Source organism: Micromonospora sp. TSRI0369, from assembly GCF_001905625.1.
Taxonomy (GTDB): domain Bacteria; phylum Actinomycetota; class Actinomycetes; order Mycobacteriales; family Micromonosporaceae; genus Micromonospora; species Micromonospora echinospora_A.
In genome coordinates this window covers 1,000,596-1,017,379 of sequence record NZ_LIVU01000001.1, presented here as the reverse complement: position 1 = coordinate 1,017,379, position 16,784 = coordinate 1,000,596, and the positions used below count along the sequence as shown (strand labels likewise).

The window sequence follows — 16,784 nt, the reverse complement described above, 5'->3', positions numbered from 1 at the left end:
TACGCCGGCGTTCTGCCGTGGGGCGGCCGGAAGCGCCATCGGCGCGGGCATCATGGCGGCACGGATCGGGGGGATCAGAGGGGGGCCTCCCGGCACCGCGCGCGTGATGTCGTCAACCAAGAGCCCGATGTCATGGGCCACCGACGCGGGGACGTCAGCGACTTCCGGCGCGGCGTACCGCTCGCCGTATCTCGTCGGGTGCCCATACGAGTATCGGGAAGGCGAGCAGGAGGGTGAGCATCAGGGGGTCGGGTGGGGCGGTGCCGAAGATCGCCTGTAGCGGGGGGACGGTGACGATGGCGGCGGCGAAGGCGAGTTCGAAGGCGATTCCCCACAGCAGCAGGCGGTTGGTCACCAGGCCGACGGCGCGGAGCGAGGTGCGCTCGGTGCGGGCGGCGAGGGCGGTACCGATCTGGCAGGCGACGATACCGAGGAAGGTCATGGTGGTCGCCTGCTGGTAGGCGTGGTGTAGGGGGCTTCCGGGGCCGGTGGGGTCGCCTGGTCGCCAGCCGGCCCGGTAGAGGGTGAGGAAGAAGCCGGCCATAACAAGGGTGGCGGAGATGGCCCCGAGGTAACCCCAGGCTCGGATGAGCATGTGCCGGTCGATGATGGTGCTGCCGCGCCTGCGTGGTGGCCGGTTCATGAGTCCCGGCTCGGCGGGTTCGCGGCCGAGGGCCAGCGCGGGGAGGGTTTCGGTGCCAAGATCGATGGCGAGGATCTGCATGACCGTCAGCGGTAGCGGGACCGCCCCGCCGGAGAGGGCGAAGACGAGGAACGGCACGACCTCGGGTGTGGCGTGGGCGAAGATGTAGAGGATGAACTTGCGGACGTTGTCGTAGACCTGTCGGCCGGATTGAACGGCGGCGACGATGGTGGCGAAGTTGTCGTCGGTGAGGACCAGGGTGGCTGCTTCGCGGGTGACGTCCGTGCCGGTGCGGCCCATGGCCACGCCGATGTCGGCGCGGCGTAGGGCGGGGGCGTCGTTGACGCCGTCGCCGGTCATGGCCACGACGTGACCGGTGTGCTGCAGCGCTTTGGCGATGCGGAGTTTGGCCTCGGGTGAGGATCGGGCGAAGACGAGATTCGGGGTGCGGGCGAGAAGATCGGTGAGTTCGCCGTCGGGCATGGCGTCGACGCGGTCGCCGTTGACGACGGTCGGGTCGGGCTGCGTGATGCCGACCTGAGTGGCTATGGCCGCAGCGGTCCGCCCGTGATCGCCGGTGATCATAATGATGCGGATGCCGGCGGTGTGGCAGCAGGCCACCGCATCCGCGACCTCGGGGCGGGCGGGATCGAGCATGGCGACCCAGCCGAGGAAACACAGGCCGCGTTCGGCTTCGTCACGGCTGGCGGGGACTTCCGACACGGGGCGGCGGGCCGCGGCGATGAGCCGCATACCCTTGGCGGCCTGCGCTGTCACGGCCTCCGTCAGATGCTGTCGGGTTGTGTCGTCCAGAGGCTGCTCTCGTCCGTCTGCTTCGATGATCGTGGTGGAGCGGGCGATGATCGCTTCGGGGGCGCCCTTGGTGTGTAGCCACATACCGTGCTCGTCGACATCGACGGTGGACATCAGCCGCAGTTTGGGGTCGAAGTGAAACTCCCCCCGCCGGCACCGCGGGCGCTGCTCCGGTGACGTGTCGACGCCGAGCCCCTCGGCGAACCGCAGCAGAGCGATCTCCGTGGGATCCCCGGTCGCTTCCGCGCCCGGCCCGGATCCGAGTTGCGCGTTGCTGCAGAGCACGCCGGTCCGCGCGAGGTCCCGGACCCCCGCGGGCTGGTCCCTACGCGTCAGGTCGGCCTCCTCGATGAGGCCCCCGGCCGACCAGGCCGCCACCACCCGCATCCTGTTCTCGGTTATCGTCCCCGTCTTGTCGGTACAGATCACCGCGGTGGACCCGAGAGTCTCCACCGCGCTGAGCCGCTTGACAACGGCCCCGCGCCGGGCGAGTCCCCGTACGCCGACGGCGAGGGCGAGGGTGATCGTGGGCAGCAAACCTTCGGGGACATTGGCGACGAGGAGCCCGATCGCGAAGGCGACCGCGTCGGAGATCGGCATTCCGGCCGCCCACACTCCGATCGGAAAGAAGACCGCCCCGGCGATGCAGGCGACCACCGCGATGAGCCATGCCACCCGCTTGACCTGCCTCTCCAGCGGGCTCTCCTCACGCCCCACGCGCTGGGACAGCGCGGCGATGCGCCCCAACTCGGTGCGCATGCCCGTGGCGTAGACCAGGGCCCGGGCCTGCCCACCCAGACAGACCGTCCCGCTGAACACGAGGTTGGACGCCTGGACCAACCGCTCCTGCGTGCCGGAGTCGCCGGCAGCGCGGTATACGGGTTGCGACTCGCCGGTCAGGGCCGACAAATCCGCCTCGACCGACCCGTCCACAAGCCGGGCGTCAGCGGAGATCCGCTCACCCTCGGCGATGAATATCACGTCACCGGGCACCAACCGCCGTGCGTCGACCCGCTGCCGCCGCTGATCCCGCAGCACGCTGACCCGCTGAGGCAGGTACCGGCTCAGCGCCTCAACGGCGTGTTCGGCGTGACGCTCCTGAGCGAACGCGAACCCAGCGTTGATCAGGATGACAGCCACGATCGCCGCCGCCAGCACCGGTGTCCCGGCGACCCAGGCCAAGCCAGCCGCCACCCACAACACCAGCGCGAGCGGGTGGACCAGCTGCCGAACCAGATCCCGCCACCACCGAGTCCCGCCCAGCCGACGCAGCTCGTTCGGCCCCCAGTCGGCCAGGCGCTGCCCCGCCTGCGCGCTCGACAGCCCATCCAGGCTCGTCCCCAGATCTTCGAGAAGTTGGCCGATCGGCTGATGGGGGTCGTGCCCCGCCGGCAGGGGTCCGTCACGCGCATCCTGTGGTGACTGCCGTGCCATGCTCCCAGGCTGCCGTACGGCACGGCACGAAGGCGCGCGTTTCGTCTATCGCTTGCCTTGCCCTCCCGCCCGGTAAGCGGCGGGATTAGCCCCCTGAGCGCTCCCGCCGCGCACCGCGCAGGTGTCGACGATCCGCTCGGTGGGAAGCCGCGGGGTGCGCGGTGGCCCGGCGTGCGCCGGGTCCGCGATGCCCAGCCGCAGCGCGAGGTACGCAAAGCCGAGCCCGGCCAGCAGCCGGCGTAGGGTCTGCCGGGTGCCGTCCACCTCCACCACGCCGCTGAGCGGCACCACGGAGACCCCGAGGCGGGTGGCGGTCAGCCAGGCGGCGGAGAGCCCCTCGCCGGCCCGCAGCCAGTTGTCCTGCTCGTCCTCGTCGCCGTAGAGGATGGCGTACCGGGCGGCCTGGTCGTGGCCGGGGCCGACTGGCAGGGTGCCGGGGCGGCCGAAGTCCCGGGCCGGCACGGTGGTCTGCGGGGCATGCTCGGGCAGCACCTCGGGCGGCAGCCCGGTGCCGGTGCCGGCCCGGCTGGTCCAGTACTCCAGCTCCCCCCGCAGCTCCGGGTCCCCCGCCTCCGCGGCGGCGGCCCGTCCCGCCGCGGCGGCCAGTTCCATCACCTGCTCGGAGTCCAGCACCTCCAGCCACACCCCCTCCGCGGTGGCCGCCTGCACGATCTCGTCGAGGGCCGGGCCCGGCACCGGCTCCTCGCTCACTGGCCGGCGGTCGGTGCGCCGGACCTGCATGCACTGCACGAGGCGCATCGCGTCCGGGTCCGCCCCGGTGTGCCGCAACCCGGCGAGCCTGGCAAGCAGCTCCGGTTCGTTCGGGTAGGGCAGCCGCTCCACCAGCGCGGTCCAGCCCTCAGCGGCTAACGCCACGCGGGCGTGATGCAGCGCCGCGCCGCAGCTCAGCGTCACCAGCCGGCCCTGCGGGTCGATGGCGGCGAGCCGCGTGTCCCGCACCACCCGTAGCTCCAGCGCGGTCGGCAGAACCTTCCAGCGCCACGGCTGGCTGTTGTGCACCGAAGGGGCGCGACCGGAGGTGGCGGCGGCTTCGGTCAGCGCGGTGATCAGGGGGCGGCCGGTAGCCGCCGTCTTGTGGCCCATCGTCACGACCTTCCCGCTTCCCTCATCGAACCCCCGTTCCTCATCGTGCCCCACCCCGGCCGCATCCCGCGCAGTGTTGCCACTCCACCACCCGGGATACATGCACGGTCACCCGGTGCGCAGAATCCCTACCGCAGAGCCCTTCAGCCCGCGTCGGCCGATCTGAAGGAACGCGTGACGGTGAGCAGCACCGAGCGTTGGTGACTCCGTGCTGGGCGCTCACGTCGGTGAGGAAGCCGCCCAGCCAGCCCCGAGCGCGTCCAATGCCTACTCGGCGGGACCTTCGGAAAAAGGTGGCGCGGTGCCAAAGCGGGCCGTTCCAGAAACCGCTGTCGAGCGGAGGCCGCATCGGAAGCCTGCCCATGATCTTCGGACACTGAGACTTGTGATCTTTAGGTCCAGGTGGACATGAGTCTGTGACAGATGGTGACGAAACACTACCCGCCCGAGTCCAAGGCCGACGCGGTCGCTCCGATCGCGAACGACCTCGGCATGAACCCGAAGACGTTGCGCAGCTGGATCCGGTTGGCCGACGGCAGGCGCAGCGGTCCTGCGGTTCTCCGGCCAGACCAGGCCAGCCCAGGAAAGAGGAGTACGACCTTGCCCTTATGAGCGTAGGAAACAGCCACCACGCGATCCTTCGAGACGGCTAAAGTCCGGTGAAGCAGAGTGATTCAGCGGCATACGTCGCGATGTCGCGACAGCTACTATCCCTCGACCCGACCCGATGGCTCGGATCCGAGAGTGTGACCCCTGTTGACCTGCTGTGCGAGCAAATCGCCGGCAAGTCGCCGGACCTCTGGCGACCGGAAGCAAAAGCATACGCCGCAGGCTGGACGGGGCGTCGAGGGCCTGCACGGGTAGGAAAGACCTACGCCGCCTGCGGGTTGCGGCAGTTGCTCGTTTCGGCTGGTCAGCAGCGGTGACGTCGAAGGCGAACCGCCGCAGCACCCGCCGGCCCGGTAGGAGACAGGCGGCGGACACGACCGACACTCACCCCCGGCCGAAAGGTCAAGTCGTCCAGCGACTCGCCTCGCGGCTGCCGCGCAGGATCAGGTCGCTTACTGGTCTTGCGGGCCGAACTTCCAGGTCCAGTCGAGGCGGTGGCGGCCGAAGGTGCGGCGTTCGCCCTTGAACCCGGCGCGCAGGAGTTTGATGTCGGCGACGAGGCGGATGATCTCCCGCTTGACCGCGATGTCGTCACCGAGGTCCCGCCAGGCCTCCACGGCCTGGTCGCCGATGCGTCCGCGCAGCACGGCGGGGATACCGGCGTCGGCGGCGCGTTGCTCGTACTCGGCGATCTGCGCCATCAGGCCCTTCTCGGCGCGGGCGTAGGCGATCGCGGTGACCTCGCCCTCCTCGCCGAGCTTGCGCCAGTCCTCCAGCTCCCCGCGCAGCCGTTGTGCTTCGGCGCGGGCGTGCGCGACTTCCTCGTCGGTGGCGCTGGCGGCGGTGAGGATGTCGTGCACGTCGGGGCGGGACAGCCACGCCACCACGGTGCGCTGCACGTACTCGTCGAGGAACTCGGCCTTCACCGCCGTGCACCGCTTGTGCAGGCAGGAGTACACCTGCCCGGTCCAGCCGTGTCGGTTGAGCCGCTGCGACGACAACGGTCCGTCGCACACCCCGCAGCGCACGATGTACGACAGCAGATGCACCGCACGGGCGGGACGGGTCGTCGTGCGGGACGGGTCGCCCAGCATCCGCACCACCGACCAGTACGTCTCCTCCGACACCAGCGGCGGCCAGATCCCGTCGCCGACGATCTCCCCGCGCAGCACCCGCTTGCCGATGTACGCCGGGTTCATCAACTGCTTCCGCAAGATGCCCCGCCGCCAGATCCCGCCCTGCGAGGCAGGAATCCCGAGGCGGTTGAGTTCGGCCTCCCGGACGGTGAGGGGCATGCCTTCGGAGATTTTGCGGAAGTTGTCCCGCACCACCTGAGCGTGCGAGTACTGCGTGACGGTCCCGTCCGCGGCGACCGCGGTGCGGATCTCGGTGTCCGGCTCCTGGCGCAGCAGGGCCTTGGTGCGCTGGTCGTAGATTCGCCGGTACCCGTAGGTGATCTTCCCGTGCGGGCGGCCCGCTTCGGCCGCGCCGACGATGCCGCGCAGCACGTTGTCGCGAATCGAGTCGGCCATCCACTCCGCCTGCACCGCCTGGAAGCCGAGCATCATCCGGTCGTTCTTGTCCCGCAGGTCATACAAAACGCCGCCGACCAGCCAGAAGTTGAGACCGACCTCGTGGCACATGTCGCGGATCTTCACGAACACCGCGAGGTCACGTTCCTTGCGGGAGATCTCCCAGACCACCAGCACGTCACCCTTGCCCGCGCGGATCTGCTCGATCAGCAACTCGAACTGCTCGCGCTCCTTGGTAGCGCGGCGGCTGGCCGAGCGGTGGTTGTCAGTAAACGACCCCGCGTCCGTCCACGACCGCTTCGTGATCTCCGCCAGATTGAGCACGCCCTGGTCGTGGACGCTCTTGCCCTGCTCCTTCTTGTCCTGACTCGCGCGCTGATACCGCAACGCCCGCACCTCTACGCCACCGGCCAGCAACGCGTCCTTGCTGTCGAACCGGCCCCGGTTCCCCGACCGGGCCTTCCGCCGTACCATCAGAACCGTCCCCCTAGATCGACGTTCGTGTCGGCAACATCGACCATAGCTTCTAACGATCCTTGACAGTTCCGACGGTGACGCCGAGCGCCTCGGCGGTGGCGACCTCGGTCAGGTCCTCGAAGTAGCGCAGCACCACGACGGCCCGCTGGCGTGGCGGCAGCCGGTCCAGCGCGGCGCGCACGGTGAGCCGCAACGCGGGGTCGCCGTCCGCGTCCGGCCGGTCCGGCGGGTACGCGCTGAGCCACTCCCGCCGCCGGCGTCGCCACCAGGAGACGGCGTCGCGGTAGAGGATGGCGCGCACGTACGCGGCCGGGTCGCCGTCGCGCACCGACGGCCAGCGCAGCGCCAGCTTGAGCAGCGCGTCCTGGAGCAGGTCCTCGGCCTGGTGCCGGTTGCCGCAGATCAGGTACGCGGCGCGCAGCAGCCGGTGCTGGTGCGACTCGACGAAGGCGAGGTAGTCCGCCCGCCCGTCGTCCGCGTCACGCCCCATCCGGCTCCTCCTCCGTCACCGGCCAGACGCGCGGGACGGGGGTAAAGGTTGGGTCAGGTAGCGCTGAATCGTCGGGCCGACCCAGGCGGTCAGCTCCTCCGGGTCGAGGTCCACCACGGGTGGCAGCCGGACGACGTACCGGGTGAGCGCGAGTCCGAGGATCTGGCTGGCCACCAGCCCGGCCCGTCGCTCGGCGGTCGCCGGGTCGGCGCTCGACCGGGCCACCGCGGTGGCGAGCTGGCCGGCGAAGATGCCGCGCATCCGGTCGGCCGCGCCGGGGTTGGTGGCGGCGGCCCGGAGCAGGGCGACGAGTGTCCCGTCCGCCTCCCAGCGGCGTACGAAGTGCCGGATCAGTGTCTCGCCGAGCCGGTCCGGCGGCACCTCGGCCAGGTCGGGCATGCGCAGGTCGAACTCGGCCGCCGCGGCGAAGAGTCCCTCCTTGCTGCCGTAGTAGCGCATCACCATCGACGGGTCGATGCGGGCGTCGGCGGCGATGGCCCGGATGGTGGCCCGGTCGTAGCCGTCGGCGGCGAAGCGTTCCCGGGCGGCGCGCAGGATGGCCGCCCGGGTGGCGTCCGAGCGGCGGGTGCGGGTGGCGGGTTCGGTCACGTCCACGACTGTAGGCCAACACGTGTTGACATCGGTTCTACAGTGAAGTCAACAGGTGTTGGCAAACAGTTGTTGACCGAGTCCGGAGGTGGAAGCGATGCTCCCCGAACGCACCGACGTCCTCGTGGTGGGCGGCGGGCCGACCGGCCTGGCGGTGGCCGTGACGCTGGCCGGGCACGGGGTTGCCGCGACTGTCGTCGACCGGCTCGCCGAGCCGCCCGTCACGTCGCGCGCCGCCGTCGTGCACGCCGGCACCCTCGAAGTGCTGGACCGGATCGGGGTCGCCGCGCCGCTGGCCGCCCGAGGGCTGCGCTCGGCCCGGTTCAGCGTCCGCGACCGGGACCGGGTGCTGCTCACCGTCCCCTTCGACCGGTTGCCGTCGCGCTACCCGTACGCGCTGCTGATCTCGCAGGCCGAGACCGAGGCGGTGCTCGCCGACCGGCTCACCGCGCTCGGCGGACGCGTGCTGCGGCCGTACGAGATGACCGGCCTGGACCTCGACGGCGACGGCGCCGTCGCGCGCTTCGACGGCGGCCGCGCGGTCCGGGCGCGCTGGGTCGTCGGCGCGGACGGGATGCACAGCCGGGTCCGCGAACTCGCCGGCATCGGCTTCGGCGGCCCGGCCGACCCCGGGGAGTCGTTCCTGCTCGCCGACGTGCGCGTGGACAGCGCGCTCCCGCGCGACCAGGTGAGCCTCTTCCTGTCCCGGCGGGGCCCGCTGGTCTGGGCGCCGCTGCCCGACGGCACGGTCCGGCTGGTCGCCACGGTGGCCGACGCGCCGCGCGAGCCGCAGGCGCACCACTTCCAGGCGCTGCTCGACGAGCGCGGTCCGGCGCGGCGGCCGGACCGGGTCACCGGGATGGCGTGGTCGTCCCGGTTCCGGATCCACCACCGGATCGCGAGCGCCTACCGCTGCGGGCCGGTGCTGCTCGCCGGGGACGCGGCGCACGTGCACAGCCCGGCCGGCGGGCAGGGGATGAATCTCGGCCTGCGGGACGCGGTCGCCCTCGGTGACGCGCTCGCCGCCGGTCCGCAGGCCCTCGACCGGTACGCGGCCGACCGCCGCCCCCGCGCCGAGGAGGTGCTCGGCTTCGCCGCCAACCTGACCCGCCTGGCCGCCGCCCCACCTTTCGCGCGCCCCCTGCGCAACCTGCTGCTCCGCCTCGTCTCCACCCTCCCCCCGGCCCGTCACCGCATCGCCACTCGCCTCGCAGGCTTCGAACCACCACCCCGCTGATCTTGCAGTTGTGGCCCTTGGTGGGTCTGTTTTGTGCGTTTTCGCCCGGGCGGAAAGTGCAAGATCGGCGAGGAGGTGGGCGGGAGGGGGAGGGATGAAACGGGACGGACACTGTCGGCGCTGACCGGTACGGTGAGCGCCGAAATCCGAACCGGGAGCGCGATTGGACCGCACCTTCCAGGTGGACCTCCGTGGCGTGGTCGACCTGCTCAGTCACCACCTGTACGGCAGCCCGCGCGTCTACGTGCGCGAGCTGCTCCAGAACGCCGTCGACGCGATCACCGCGCGCCGGTCCACCGAGCCGAACGCACCGGCCCGGGTACGCATCGAGCCCCCGGAGCTGACCGGCGACGGCACGCTGCGCGTGCACGACACCGGCATCGGCCTCACCGAGGCGCAGGTGCACGAGCTGCTCGCCACCATCGGCCGCAGCTCCAAGCGCGACGAGCTGGGCTTCTCCCGGCACGAGTTCCTCGGCCAGTTCGGCATCGGGCTGCTCTCCTGCTTCCTGGTCGCGGACGAGATCCGGGTGGTCACCCGGCACGCCGACGAGCCCACAGTGCTCTGGACGGGCTGGTCCGACGGCCGGTACGCGGTGCGGCTCGCCGAGCCCGAGCAGGCCCGGGACGAGCCCGGCACCACAGTGACGCTGGTGCCCCGGCGCGACGCCGACCAGTGGCTCGGCGTACCCACAGTCACCGAGCTGGCCCGCCTCTACGGCAGCCTGCTGCCGGTCGACGTCCGGGTCGGTGACACGCCGACCACCGCCGGGCCGCCGCCGTGGCCGACCACGCCCGGAGCACCTGTCGACCGCGCCGCGCTCCAGCGGTACGCCCAGGAGCTGCTCGGGTTCGTCCCGTTCGACGTGGTGCCGCTGTCGGTGCCCGAGGCCGGCCTCACCGGCGTGGCCTTCATCCTGCCCACCGCGGTGAACCCGGCCGCCCGCGCCGGGCACCGGGTCTACCTCAAGCGGATGCTGCTCAGCGAGCACGCCGACGGGCTGCTGCCCGAGTGGGCCTTCTTCGCCCACTGCGTGGTCGACGCGAGCGAGCTGCGCCCCACCGCCAGCCGCGAGGCGCTCTACGAGGACGCGCTGCTCACCACGGTCCGGGACGCGCTCGGCGACCAGATCCGGGGCTGGCTGGTGCGGCTGGCCAAGCACGACCCGCGCCGGCTCGGCGAGTTCCTCCAGGTGCACCACCTGGGCGTCAAGGCGCTCGCGATGCACGACGACGAGATGCTGCGGCTTGTCGACCAGTGGTGGCCGATGGACACCAACGTCGGCACGATGACGCTCGCCGAGTTCCGGCAGCGGCACGGCGTGCTCCGGTACGCCGCCAGCCTGGACGAGTTCCGCCAGCTCGCCGCCGTGGCCGCCGCACAGGACGTGGCAGTCGTGAACGGCGGCTACACGTACGACACCGAGCTGATCGAGCGACTGCCCACAGTGGATCGCTCGGTGCTCATCGAACGGCTGGAGCCGAGCGACCTCACCACCCGGTTCGAGATCCTCGACCCGGCGACGGAGCTGGCCCTGCGGCCGTTCCTGACCGGGGCGCAGCGGGCGCTGGAACGGCTCGGCTGCGAGGTCGTGATCCGGGCGTACGACCCGGTCTCGCTGCCGGCGCTCTACCTGGTGTCCCGCTCGGCCGCGTTCCACGACCAGCTCGCCGCCAGCCGCGACAAGGCCGACGAGCTGTGGGGCGGGGTGCTCGACGCGCTCGCCGCCTCCGCCCCGCCGGACCGCCCGCAACTCGTGCTCAACCACCGCAACCCGCTGGTCCGCCGGGTGACCACGCTCGCCGACCCGGAGCTGGTCGGGCTGGCCGTCGAGGCGCTCTACGGGCAGGCCCTGCTGCTCGGGCACCACCCGATCCGGGCGGCCGACGCCGCGCTGCTGAACAGTTCCTTCCTCGGCCTGCTCGGCCGGGCCGTACCGGGAGTGACCCGTGACTGACGACGACCTCTGGCGCATGCACCACGAGATCGAAACCATGCCGTACGGCCCGGGGCAGATCGCCGCGCTGGAGCAGCTGCTGCGCCGCGCCGACGCGGGCGACGACAGGCACCTCGCCTTCGCGGCCCGGGTCACCGGCACCACCGCGTACGTCTACGGCGGCGAACCGGCGAAGTCGTTCGTCACGTTCTCCTGGTGCCTGTCGGAGTACGACAAGGATCCGCAGCCCTACCACCAGGGCTACACGCACCAGCTGCTCTGGGCCTTCAAGTACATGGTCAACGCCATGGTGAAGTTCCCGGAGCTGCCGCTGGACCGCACGTACGCGGTGCTCGACGACATGGAGCGGCGCTACCGCGACGCCGGGCACTCGTTGCAGGCGGTCCACAAGCACCGTTACCTGGTGGCCGCGCACCTGGGCGAGGAGGACGCGGCGGAGCAGTGGTACCGCAAGTGGATGACCACGCCCCGCGACGCGCTCTCCGACTGCGCCGGCTGCGACCCGACCACGCAGGTCGCGCACCTGGTCCGGCTGGGCCGGCACGAGGAGGCGGTGGCGCTCGCCGAGCCGGTGCTCGCCGGCCGGCTGACCTGCAGCGAGCAGCCGCAGGGGATCCTCACCGCGCTGCTCACCCCCTACCGCGAGACCGGCCGGGGCGACGCCGCGCGGGACGCGCACCGGGAGGCGTACCGGCGGCTGCGCGGGCACCTGGCCAACCTGTGGGACGTCGCCGAGCACATCGAGTTCTGCACCGCGACCGGCAACGAGGCCCGCGCGCTGGAGCTGGTCGAGCGGCACCTGGACTGGCTGGACCGGGCACCCACCCCGGCCGCCGCGATGCACTTCGCGGCCGCCGCGTCGGCGGCGCTGCGTCAGGTGCCGGCCGAGCTGACAGTGCACCGCCGCGCCTCCGGTGACCGGCCGGCCGCCGACGTGCCGGTGGGCGCGCTCGCCGACGAGCTGGCCGGTACGGCCACCGGGCTGGCCGGGCGCTTCGACGCGCGTAACGGCACCACGCACCAGTCCGCGATGATCGCCCGGAAGCTGGTGGCCGGGCCGGAGGGTGAGCACCTTCCGCTCTCCGCCAGCGTGCGCCGCCCGGTGGTGCCCGCGCCGCGTACCGCACCGGACGCTCAGGTGACGAGCGCGCCGCCGGTGACAGTGCCTGACGAGGCCGGCGCCGACGAGCTGCTGGCGCTGGCCGAGGAGTGCTGGCGCACCAACCGCCGGGACGGCCTGGGCACCGTGCTGCGGGCGTACGACGAGCGGTACGGCGACGCCGACCTGCCGGCGGCCACCCGGGCGTGGCGGCTGGAGCTGCGGGCGGGCGAGCTGTCCCAGGACGACGACGGCGTGGCGGTGGCGACCGCTGTCAACCGGGAGGCGCTCGCCGCGTGGCGGGAGGTGCCGGACCAGCTGCGGGCGCAGGTGGTGGCCGGGCGGCTCGGTGTGCTGCTGAGTATGGCTGAGGAGAGCGCGGACGAGGGGCTGACGCTGGCGCAGGAGTCGGCCGCGTATCTGGCCGCGCACGGCGAACCGCGGGATCGTGCCGCCGGCTGGGATCGGCTCGCGCTTGCCCACGTGCACCGGGAGCGGTGGGCGGACGCGCTGGACGCGCTCGACCGGGCCGGGGCGGACGCCGACGCCGACGCGTGGCTGGCCGGGCGGGTCGCGCTGCACCGGGCGCACGTGCTGGAGCAGTTGGAGCGGGCCGAGGAGTTCCAGGACGCGGCGGCGCAGGCCCGCCGGCTGGCCGGCGAGCTGGGCGACGCGGAGATGCTGACCGGCGCCTGCCTGGCGTGCGCGCGTGCCGCGGACGACGCGGCCGAGGCGGTGGCGGTCTGTGACGAGGCCCTGTCGGTCGCCCCGGCCGGCGCCCACCTGCCGCTGCGGGTGACGCGCGGGCGGGCGCTGCTCGCAGCCGACCGGGCCGGCGAAGCGGTGGAGGACCTGGCCGAGGCGGTCACGCTCTGCGTCGAGCAGGGGCTGCCGGGTGACGCGCTGCTGCGCTGGGAACTGGCCGAGGCGTACCGGATGGCCGGCCGGCTGGCCGAGGCCGCCGAGGTGGCCGAGGAAGCGGTGCTCGGGCTGGACCGCTCCGGCGCGCAGGCCGAGGCGGACCGGTGCCGGCACATGCTGTCCGGGATCTACGCGGGTCTCGGCGAGACGGATCTGGCGCTCACGGTGCTCGACCAGCTGGTCGAGAACCTGGACGGGCCGGACAATCTCCCCCGCCGGGCGCAGGTGCTGGAGGAGTCCGGCGGCCTGCTCTACGACGCCGACCGGGACGCCCTGGCCGCGCAGCGGTTCGCGTCGGCGGCCTCCGCCTGGCGGCTGGCCGGGTATCCGGTGGACGAGCTGCGGGCCCGGCGGCGGGAGCTGCTCGCCCTGCACTGGTCAGGTGACCTGCCGGCGGCGGTGGCCGCGATCGAGCGGGTGGACCAGGCCGCGAACGCGCTCGCCGGTCAGCCCGACGAGCCGCCCGTGGTCACGTACGAGCGGGCGATGGCCGCGGACGCGGTGGCCCGGGTGCTGATCGGCGAGGACCGGCTCACCGCCGCGCTGGACCGGCTGGAGGGTGTGCCGGGGCGGCTCCGGTCGATCGAGGCATTCGGCGAGGCGGCGCAGGTCGAGGTGCTGACCGGCGAGCTGCTGCTGCGTGACGGCCGGCCCGAGCAGGCCGAAGGGCTGCTGCGCCCGGTCCTCGGCGGGCTGCCCACCGGCTCCCGGCCCGCCGCGCAGGCCGCCTGGCTGCTGGCCCGCGCGCTCGACGACCAGGGCCGGCCCGCCGAGGCGGCGTCGGTCCGCGCCGAGCACGGCATCGAGGAGGACTGAGGCGACCGTCGGGTAACCGCGGCTGCTCTAGATCGACCCCGAGGTCTAGGCTGGCCCGGTGGCGGTGGAACAGCAGGCACGGGGGACGGCGGGCGCGGCCCGGCGCCGGTCCCGGCGGGACGAGATCCTGGAGATCGCTGTCGGTCTCTTCGCGGCGCGCGGCTACCACGGCGTGTCGATGGACGACATCGGCGCGGCGGCCGGAGTCACCGGGCCGGCGCTCTACCACCACTTCGCCGGCAAGGAGGCGATGCTCGTCGCCGCGCTGGTGCCGGTCAGCGAGGGGCTGCTCGCGGGCGGGCGGGAGCGGGCCGCCGGTCACCCGGACGACCCGCGTGGCGCGCTGGAGTCGCTGATCGACTTCCACGTCGAGTTCGCGCTGGCCAACCCGGCGGTGATCGCCCTGCACCTGCACGAGCTGGACCGCATGCCGGACGAGCCGCGCCGGCGGATCCGCCGGCTCCAGCGGATGTACGTCGAGGAGTGGGTGACGGTGCTGACGGCGCTGCACCCCGGCCTGCCGGACGGCGCGGCGCGGGTGCTCGCCCACGCGGCGTTCGGCCTGATGAACTCGACGCCCTTCCTCGGTGGCGAGGTCGATCGCCGGCGCCGGGCCGAGCTGCTGCGCGGCGCGACGCTCGCGGCCCTGCTCGCGCCCACCGATCCGACCTGACACGCCGCCCGGACCTTAACGCATGTTAAGAAGGGACCCCGGCTTTGCGTCGAGAAGGGGTCACGTCCGTGCAGAAGATGATCGAATCGTTGTTGGTCGCGAATCGGGGGGAGATCGCGCGGCGGATCATCCGTACCGGCAGGCGACTCGGGATCCGGACGATCGCTGTGCACTCGGAGGCCGACGGCGCGCTGCCGTTCGTGACCGAGGCCGATGAGGCGGTCTGCGTCGGCCCGGCGAACCCGGCGCAGAGCTACCGGAACGCCGACGCGATCCTCGACGCCGCCCGCAGCACCGGCGCGCAGGCGATCCACCCCGGCTACGGCTTCCTGTCGGAGAACGCGGACTTCGCCCGTACCGTCGAGGGGTCGGGCCTGATCTGGGTCGGACCCGGCGCGGACGCGATCACCGCGATGGGCGACAAGATCAACGCCCGGAACCTGATGGCGGCGGCCGGGGTGCCGGTCGCGCCCGGCACCACCGAGCCGGCGGCCGACCTGGACGCGGCGGTCGCGGCCGCCGCGGAGATCGGCTACCCGGTGATGGTCAAGGCCGCCGCCGGTGGCGGTGGCATGGGCATGGGCGTGGCCGCCGACGAGGCGGCGCTGCGCACCGAGTACGACAAGGTCCGCGCGTTCGCGGAGCGGATGTTCGGCGACGGCTCGGTGCTGATCGAGCGGTACTTCCCCCGGGTGCGCCACGTCGAGGTGCAGATCCTCGGCCTGGCCGACGGCCGGGTGGTGGCGCTCGGCGAGCGGGAGTGCTCGGTGCAGCGGCGCAACCAGAAGCTGGTCGAGGAGTCGCCGTCCCCGGCGGTCTCGGCGGAGCTGCGCGAGCGCTTCCTGGCCGCGGCGGTGCGGGCGGGCGAGGCGGTGAACTACCGCAACGCCGGGACGGTCGAGTGTCTGCTCGACCCCTCGACGCAGGAGTTCTTCTTCCTGGAGATGAACACGCGGCTGCAGGTCGAGCACCCGGTCACCGAGTACGTGTACGGCGTCGACCTGGTCGAGGAGCAGCTGCGGGTGGCGGCCGGGCTGGCGCCGACGTTCGACCCGGACGCGCTCACGCCGCGCGGCCACGCCATCGAGCTGCGGATCAACGCCGAGGACCCGAAGCGCTTCCTGCCCGGCCCGGGCGCGATCAGCACCTGGAACGAGCCGTCCGGCACGGGTGTACGGGTGGACTCCGGCTATGTCGCCGGCAACACCGTCACGCCGTTCTACGACAGCCTGATGGCCAAGCTGATCGTCAGCGGGGACACCCGCGAGGAGGCGGTCGAGCGGGCCCGGGCGGCGGTCGCCCAGTTCGAGATCGTCGGCCCGAAGTGCAACCTGCCGTTCTTCGCCGAGCTGCTGGAGAACCCCGAGTTCCTCTCCGGCGACTACGACACCGGCATCGTCTCCCGGATGCGCTGATCTTCGACCCAGTGAGGTGAACCTGATGGCGGAACTCCCAGACTCCGTGAGCATCCGTGAGGTCGGTCCCCGGGACGGGCTCCAGAACGAGGAGCCCATCCCCACCGACGCCAAGGTGCGGCTGCTCGACGCGCTGTCCCGCACCGGGGTGCGGCGCATCGAGGCCGTCTCCTTCGTGCACCCCCGGGCGATCCCGCAGATGGCCGACGCCGACGAGGTGTGGCAGCGGGCGGAGAAGGCCGACGGGGTGCGCTACTCCGCGCTGGTGCCGAACACCCGCGGCGCGCAGCGGGCGCTGGCGGCGGGCTTCACCGAGATCGAGGTGGTGGTCTCGGCGAGCGACACGCACAACCGCCGCAACGTCAACCGTTCCACCGACGAGTCGCTGGACGACATTGCCGAGCTGATCGACCTGCTGCACGGCGCGGGCGCCACCGCCGAGGTGATCGTGGCGACCAGCTTCGGCTGCCCCTACGAGGGCGACGTGGACCCCCGGCGGGTCGCCGCGATCGTGGACCGCGTCGCCCGCGACGGCGCGGACCGCGTCGCCTTCGGCGACACCACCGGCATGGGTACGCCCCGGCGCGTCCGCGAGCTGGTGACCGCGGTGCGGGACCGTAACGCCCACCTGCCGGTGCTGCTGCACTTCCACAACACCCGGGGTACCGCCCTGGCGAACATGCTCACCGCGATGGAGTTGGGCGTCACCGAGTTCGACGCGAGCGTCGGTGGCCTCGGCGGCTGCCCGTACGCGCCGGGCGCCAGCGGGAACCTGGCCACCGAGGAGGCGGTGCACATGCTGCACGACATGGGCATCGACACCGGCATCGACCTGGACGCCCTGATCGCTGCCGCCGAGCTGGCCGAGACCCTGGTGGGCAAGAAGCTCCCCTCCGGAGTCCTCCGAGCCGGCCCTCGCACCCGCCTGACTCCCCTCCCGTCCTGACCTCCGTCC

The 16,784-nt window shown here is 72.5% G+C and carries 11 protein-coding genes; 6 read left to right on the top strand and 5 right to left on the bottom strand.

What is annotated here, in order from left to right; genetic code table 11:
• Positions 1-154: 154 nt before the first annotated feature.
• The 5 genes from AMK25_RS04975 to AMK25_RS04950 all read right to left on the bottom strand — a co-directional run bounded on the left by AMK25_RS04975 (position 155) and on the right by AMK25_RS04950 (position 7,717).
• On the bottom strand, positions 155-2,890 hold the full coding sequence (locus tag AMK25_RS04975) for a cation-translocating P-type ATPase (protein ID WP_073826940.1): 2,736 nt from the start codon (positions 2,888-2,890) through the stop codon (positions 155-157).
• Positions 2,891-2,935: 45 nt separating this feature from the next.
• On the bottom strand, positions 2,936-3,994 hold the full coding sequence (locus AMK25_RS04970) for an Acg family FMN-binding oxidoreductase (protein ID WP_073826939.1): 1,059 nt from the start codon (positions 3,992-3,994) through the stop codon (positions 2,936-2,938).
• 1,061 nt (positions 3,995-5,055) lie between these two features.
• The gene (locus tag AMK25_RS04960) at positions 5,056-6,609 is read right to left on the bottom strand and encodes a recombinase family protein (RefSeq protein ID WP_073826937.1); all 1,554 of its coding nucleotides are present in this window, start codon (positions 6,607-6,609) and stop codon (positions 5,056-5,058) included.
• 52 nt (positions 6,610-6,661) lie between these two features.
• The gene (locus AMK25_RS04955; RefSeq protein ID WP_073826936.1) at positions 6,662-7,102 is read right to left on the bottom strand and encodes a SigE family RNA polymerase sigma factor; all 441 of its coding nucleotides are present in this window, start codon (positions 7,100-7,102) and stop codon (positions 6,662-6,664) included.
• Between the two features lie 15 nt (positions 7,103-7,117).
• A complete protein-coding gene (locus AMK25_RS04950; protein ID WP_073826935.1) occupies positions 7,118-7,717 on the bottom strand; it encodes a TetR/AcrR family transcriptional regulator in 600 nt (199 codons plus the stop codon).
• A 91-nt stretch (positions 7,718-7,808) separates the two neighbouring features.
• On the opposite strand from AMK25_RS04950, the gene AMK25_RS04945 reads away from it, so the two are divergent.
• The 6 genes from AMK25_RS04945 to AMK25_RS04920 all read left to right on the top strand — a co-directional run bounded on the left by AMK25_RS04945 (position 7,809) and on the right by AMK25_RS04920 (position 16,775).
• Complete coding sequence (locus AMK25_RS04945) at positions 7,809-8,948, top strand: FAD-dependent monooxygenase (protein ID WP_073826934.1); 1,140 nt, start codon at positions 7,809-7,811, stop codon at positions 8,946-8,948.
• 163 nt (positions 8,949-9,111) lie between these two features.
• Positions 9,112-10,905 (top strand): HSP90 family protein, encoded by a 1,794-nt coding sequence (locus AMK25_RS04940; protein WP_073826933.1) that lies wholly within the window; start codon positions 9,112-9,114, stop codon positions 10,903-10,905.
• Positions 10,898-13,741: a hypothetical protein gene (locus tag AMK25_RS04935; protein ID WP_073826932.1), complete on the top strand. Its 2,844-nt coding sequence runs from the start codon at positions 10,898-10,900 to the stop codon at positions 13,739-13,741. Before AMK25_RS04940 ends, AMK25_RS04935 begins: the two co-directional genes overlap by 8 nt.
• 58 nt (positions 13,742-13,799) lie before the next feature.
• Positions 13,800-14,414, top strand: coding sequence for a TetR/AcrR family transcriptional regulator (locus tag AMK25_RS04930; RefSeq protein ID WP_073826931.1), 615 nt, complete (start codon positions 13,800-13,802; stop codon positions 14,412-14,414).
• A gap of 77 nt (positions 14,415-14,491) precedes the next feature.
• Entirely contained in the window at positions 14,492-15,829 is a 1,338-nt protein-coding gene (locus AMK25_RS04925) for an acetyl-CoA carboxylase biotin carboxylase subunit (RefSeq protein WP_073827090.1), read from the top strand.
• Between the two features lie 25 nt (positions 15,830-15,854).
• Positions 15,855-16,775: a hydroxymethylglutaryl-CoA lyase gene (locus AMK25_RS04920; protein ID WP_043330791.1), complete on the top strand. Its 921-nt coding sequence runs from the start codon at positions 15,855-15,857 to the stop codon at positions 16,773-16,775.
• The last annotated feature ends 9 nt before the right edge of the window (positions 16,776-16,784 follow it).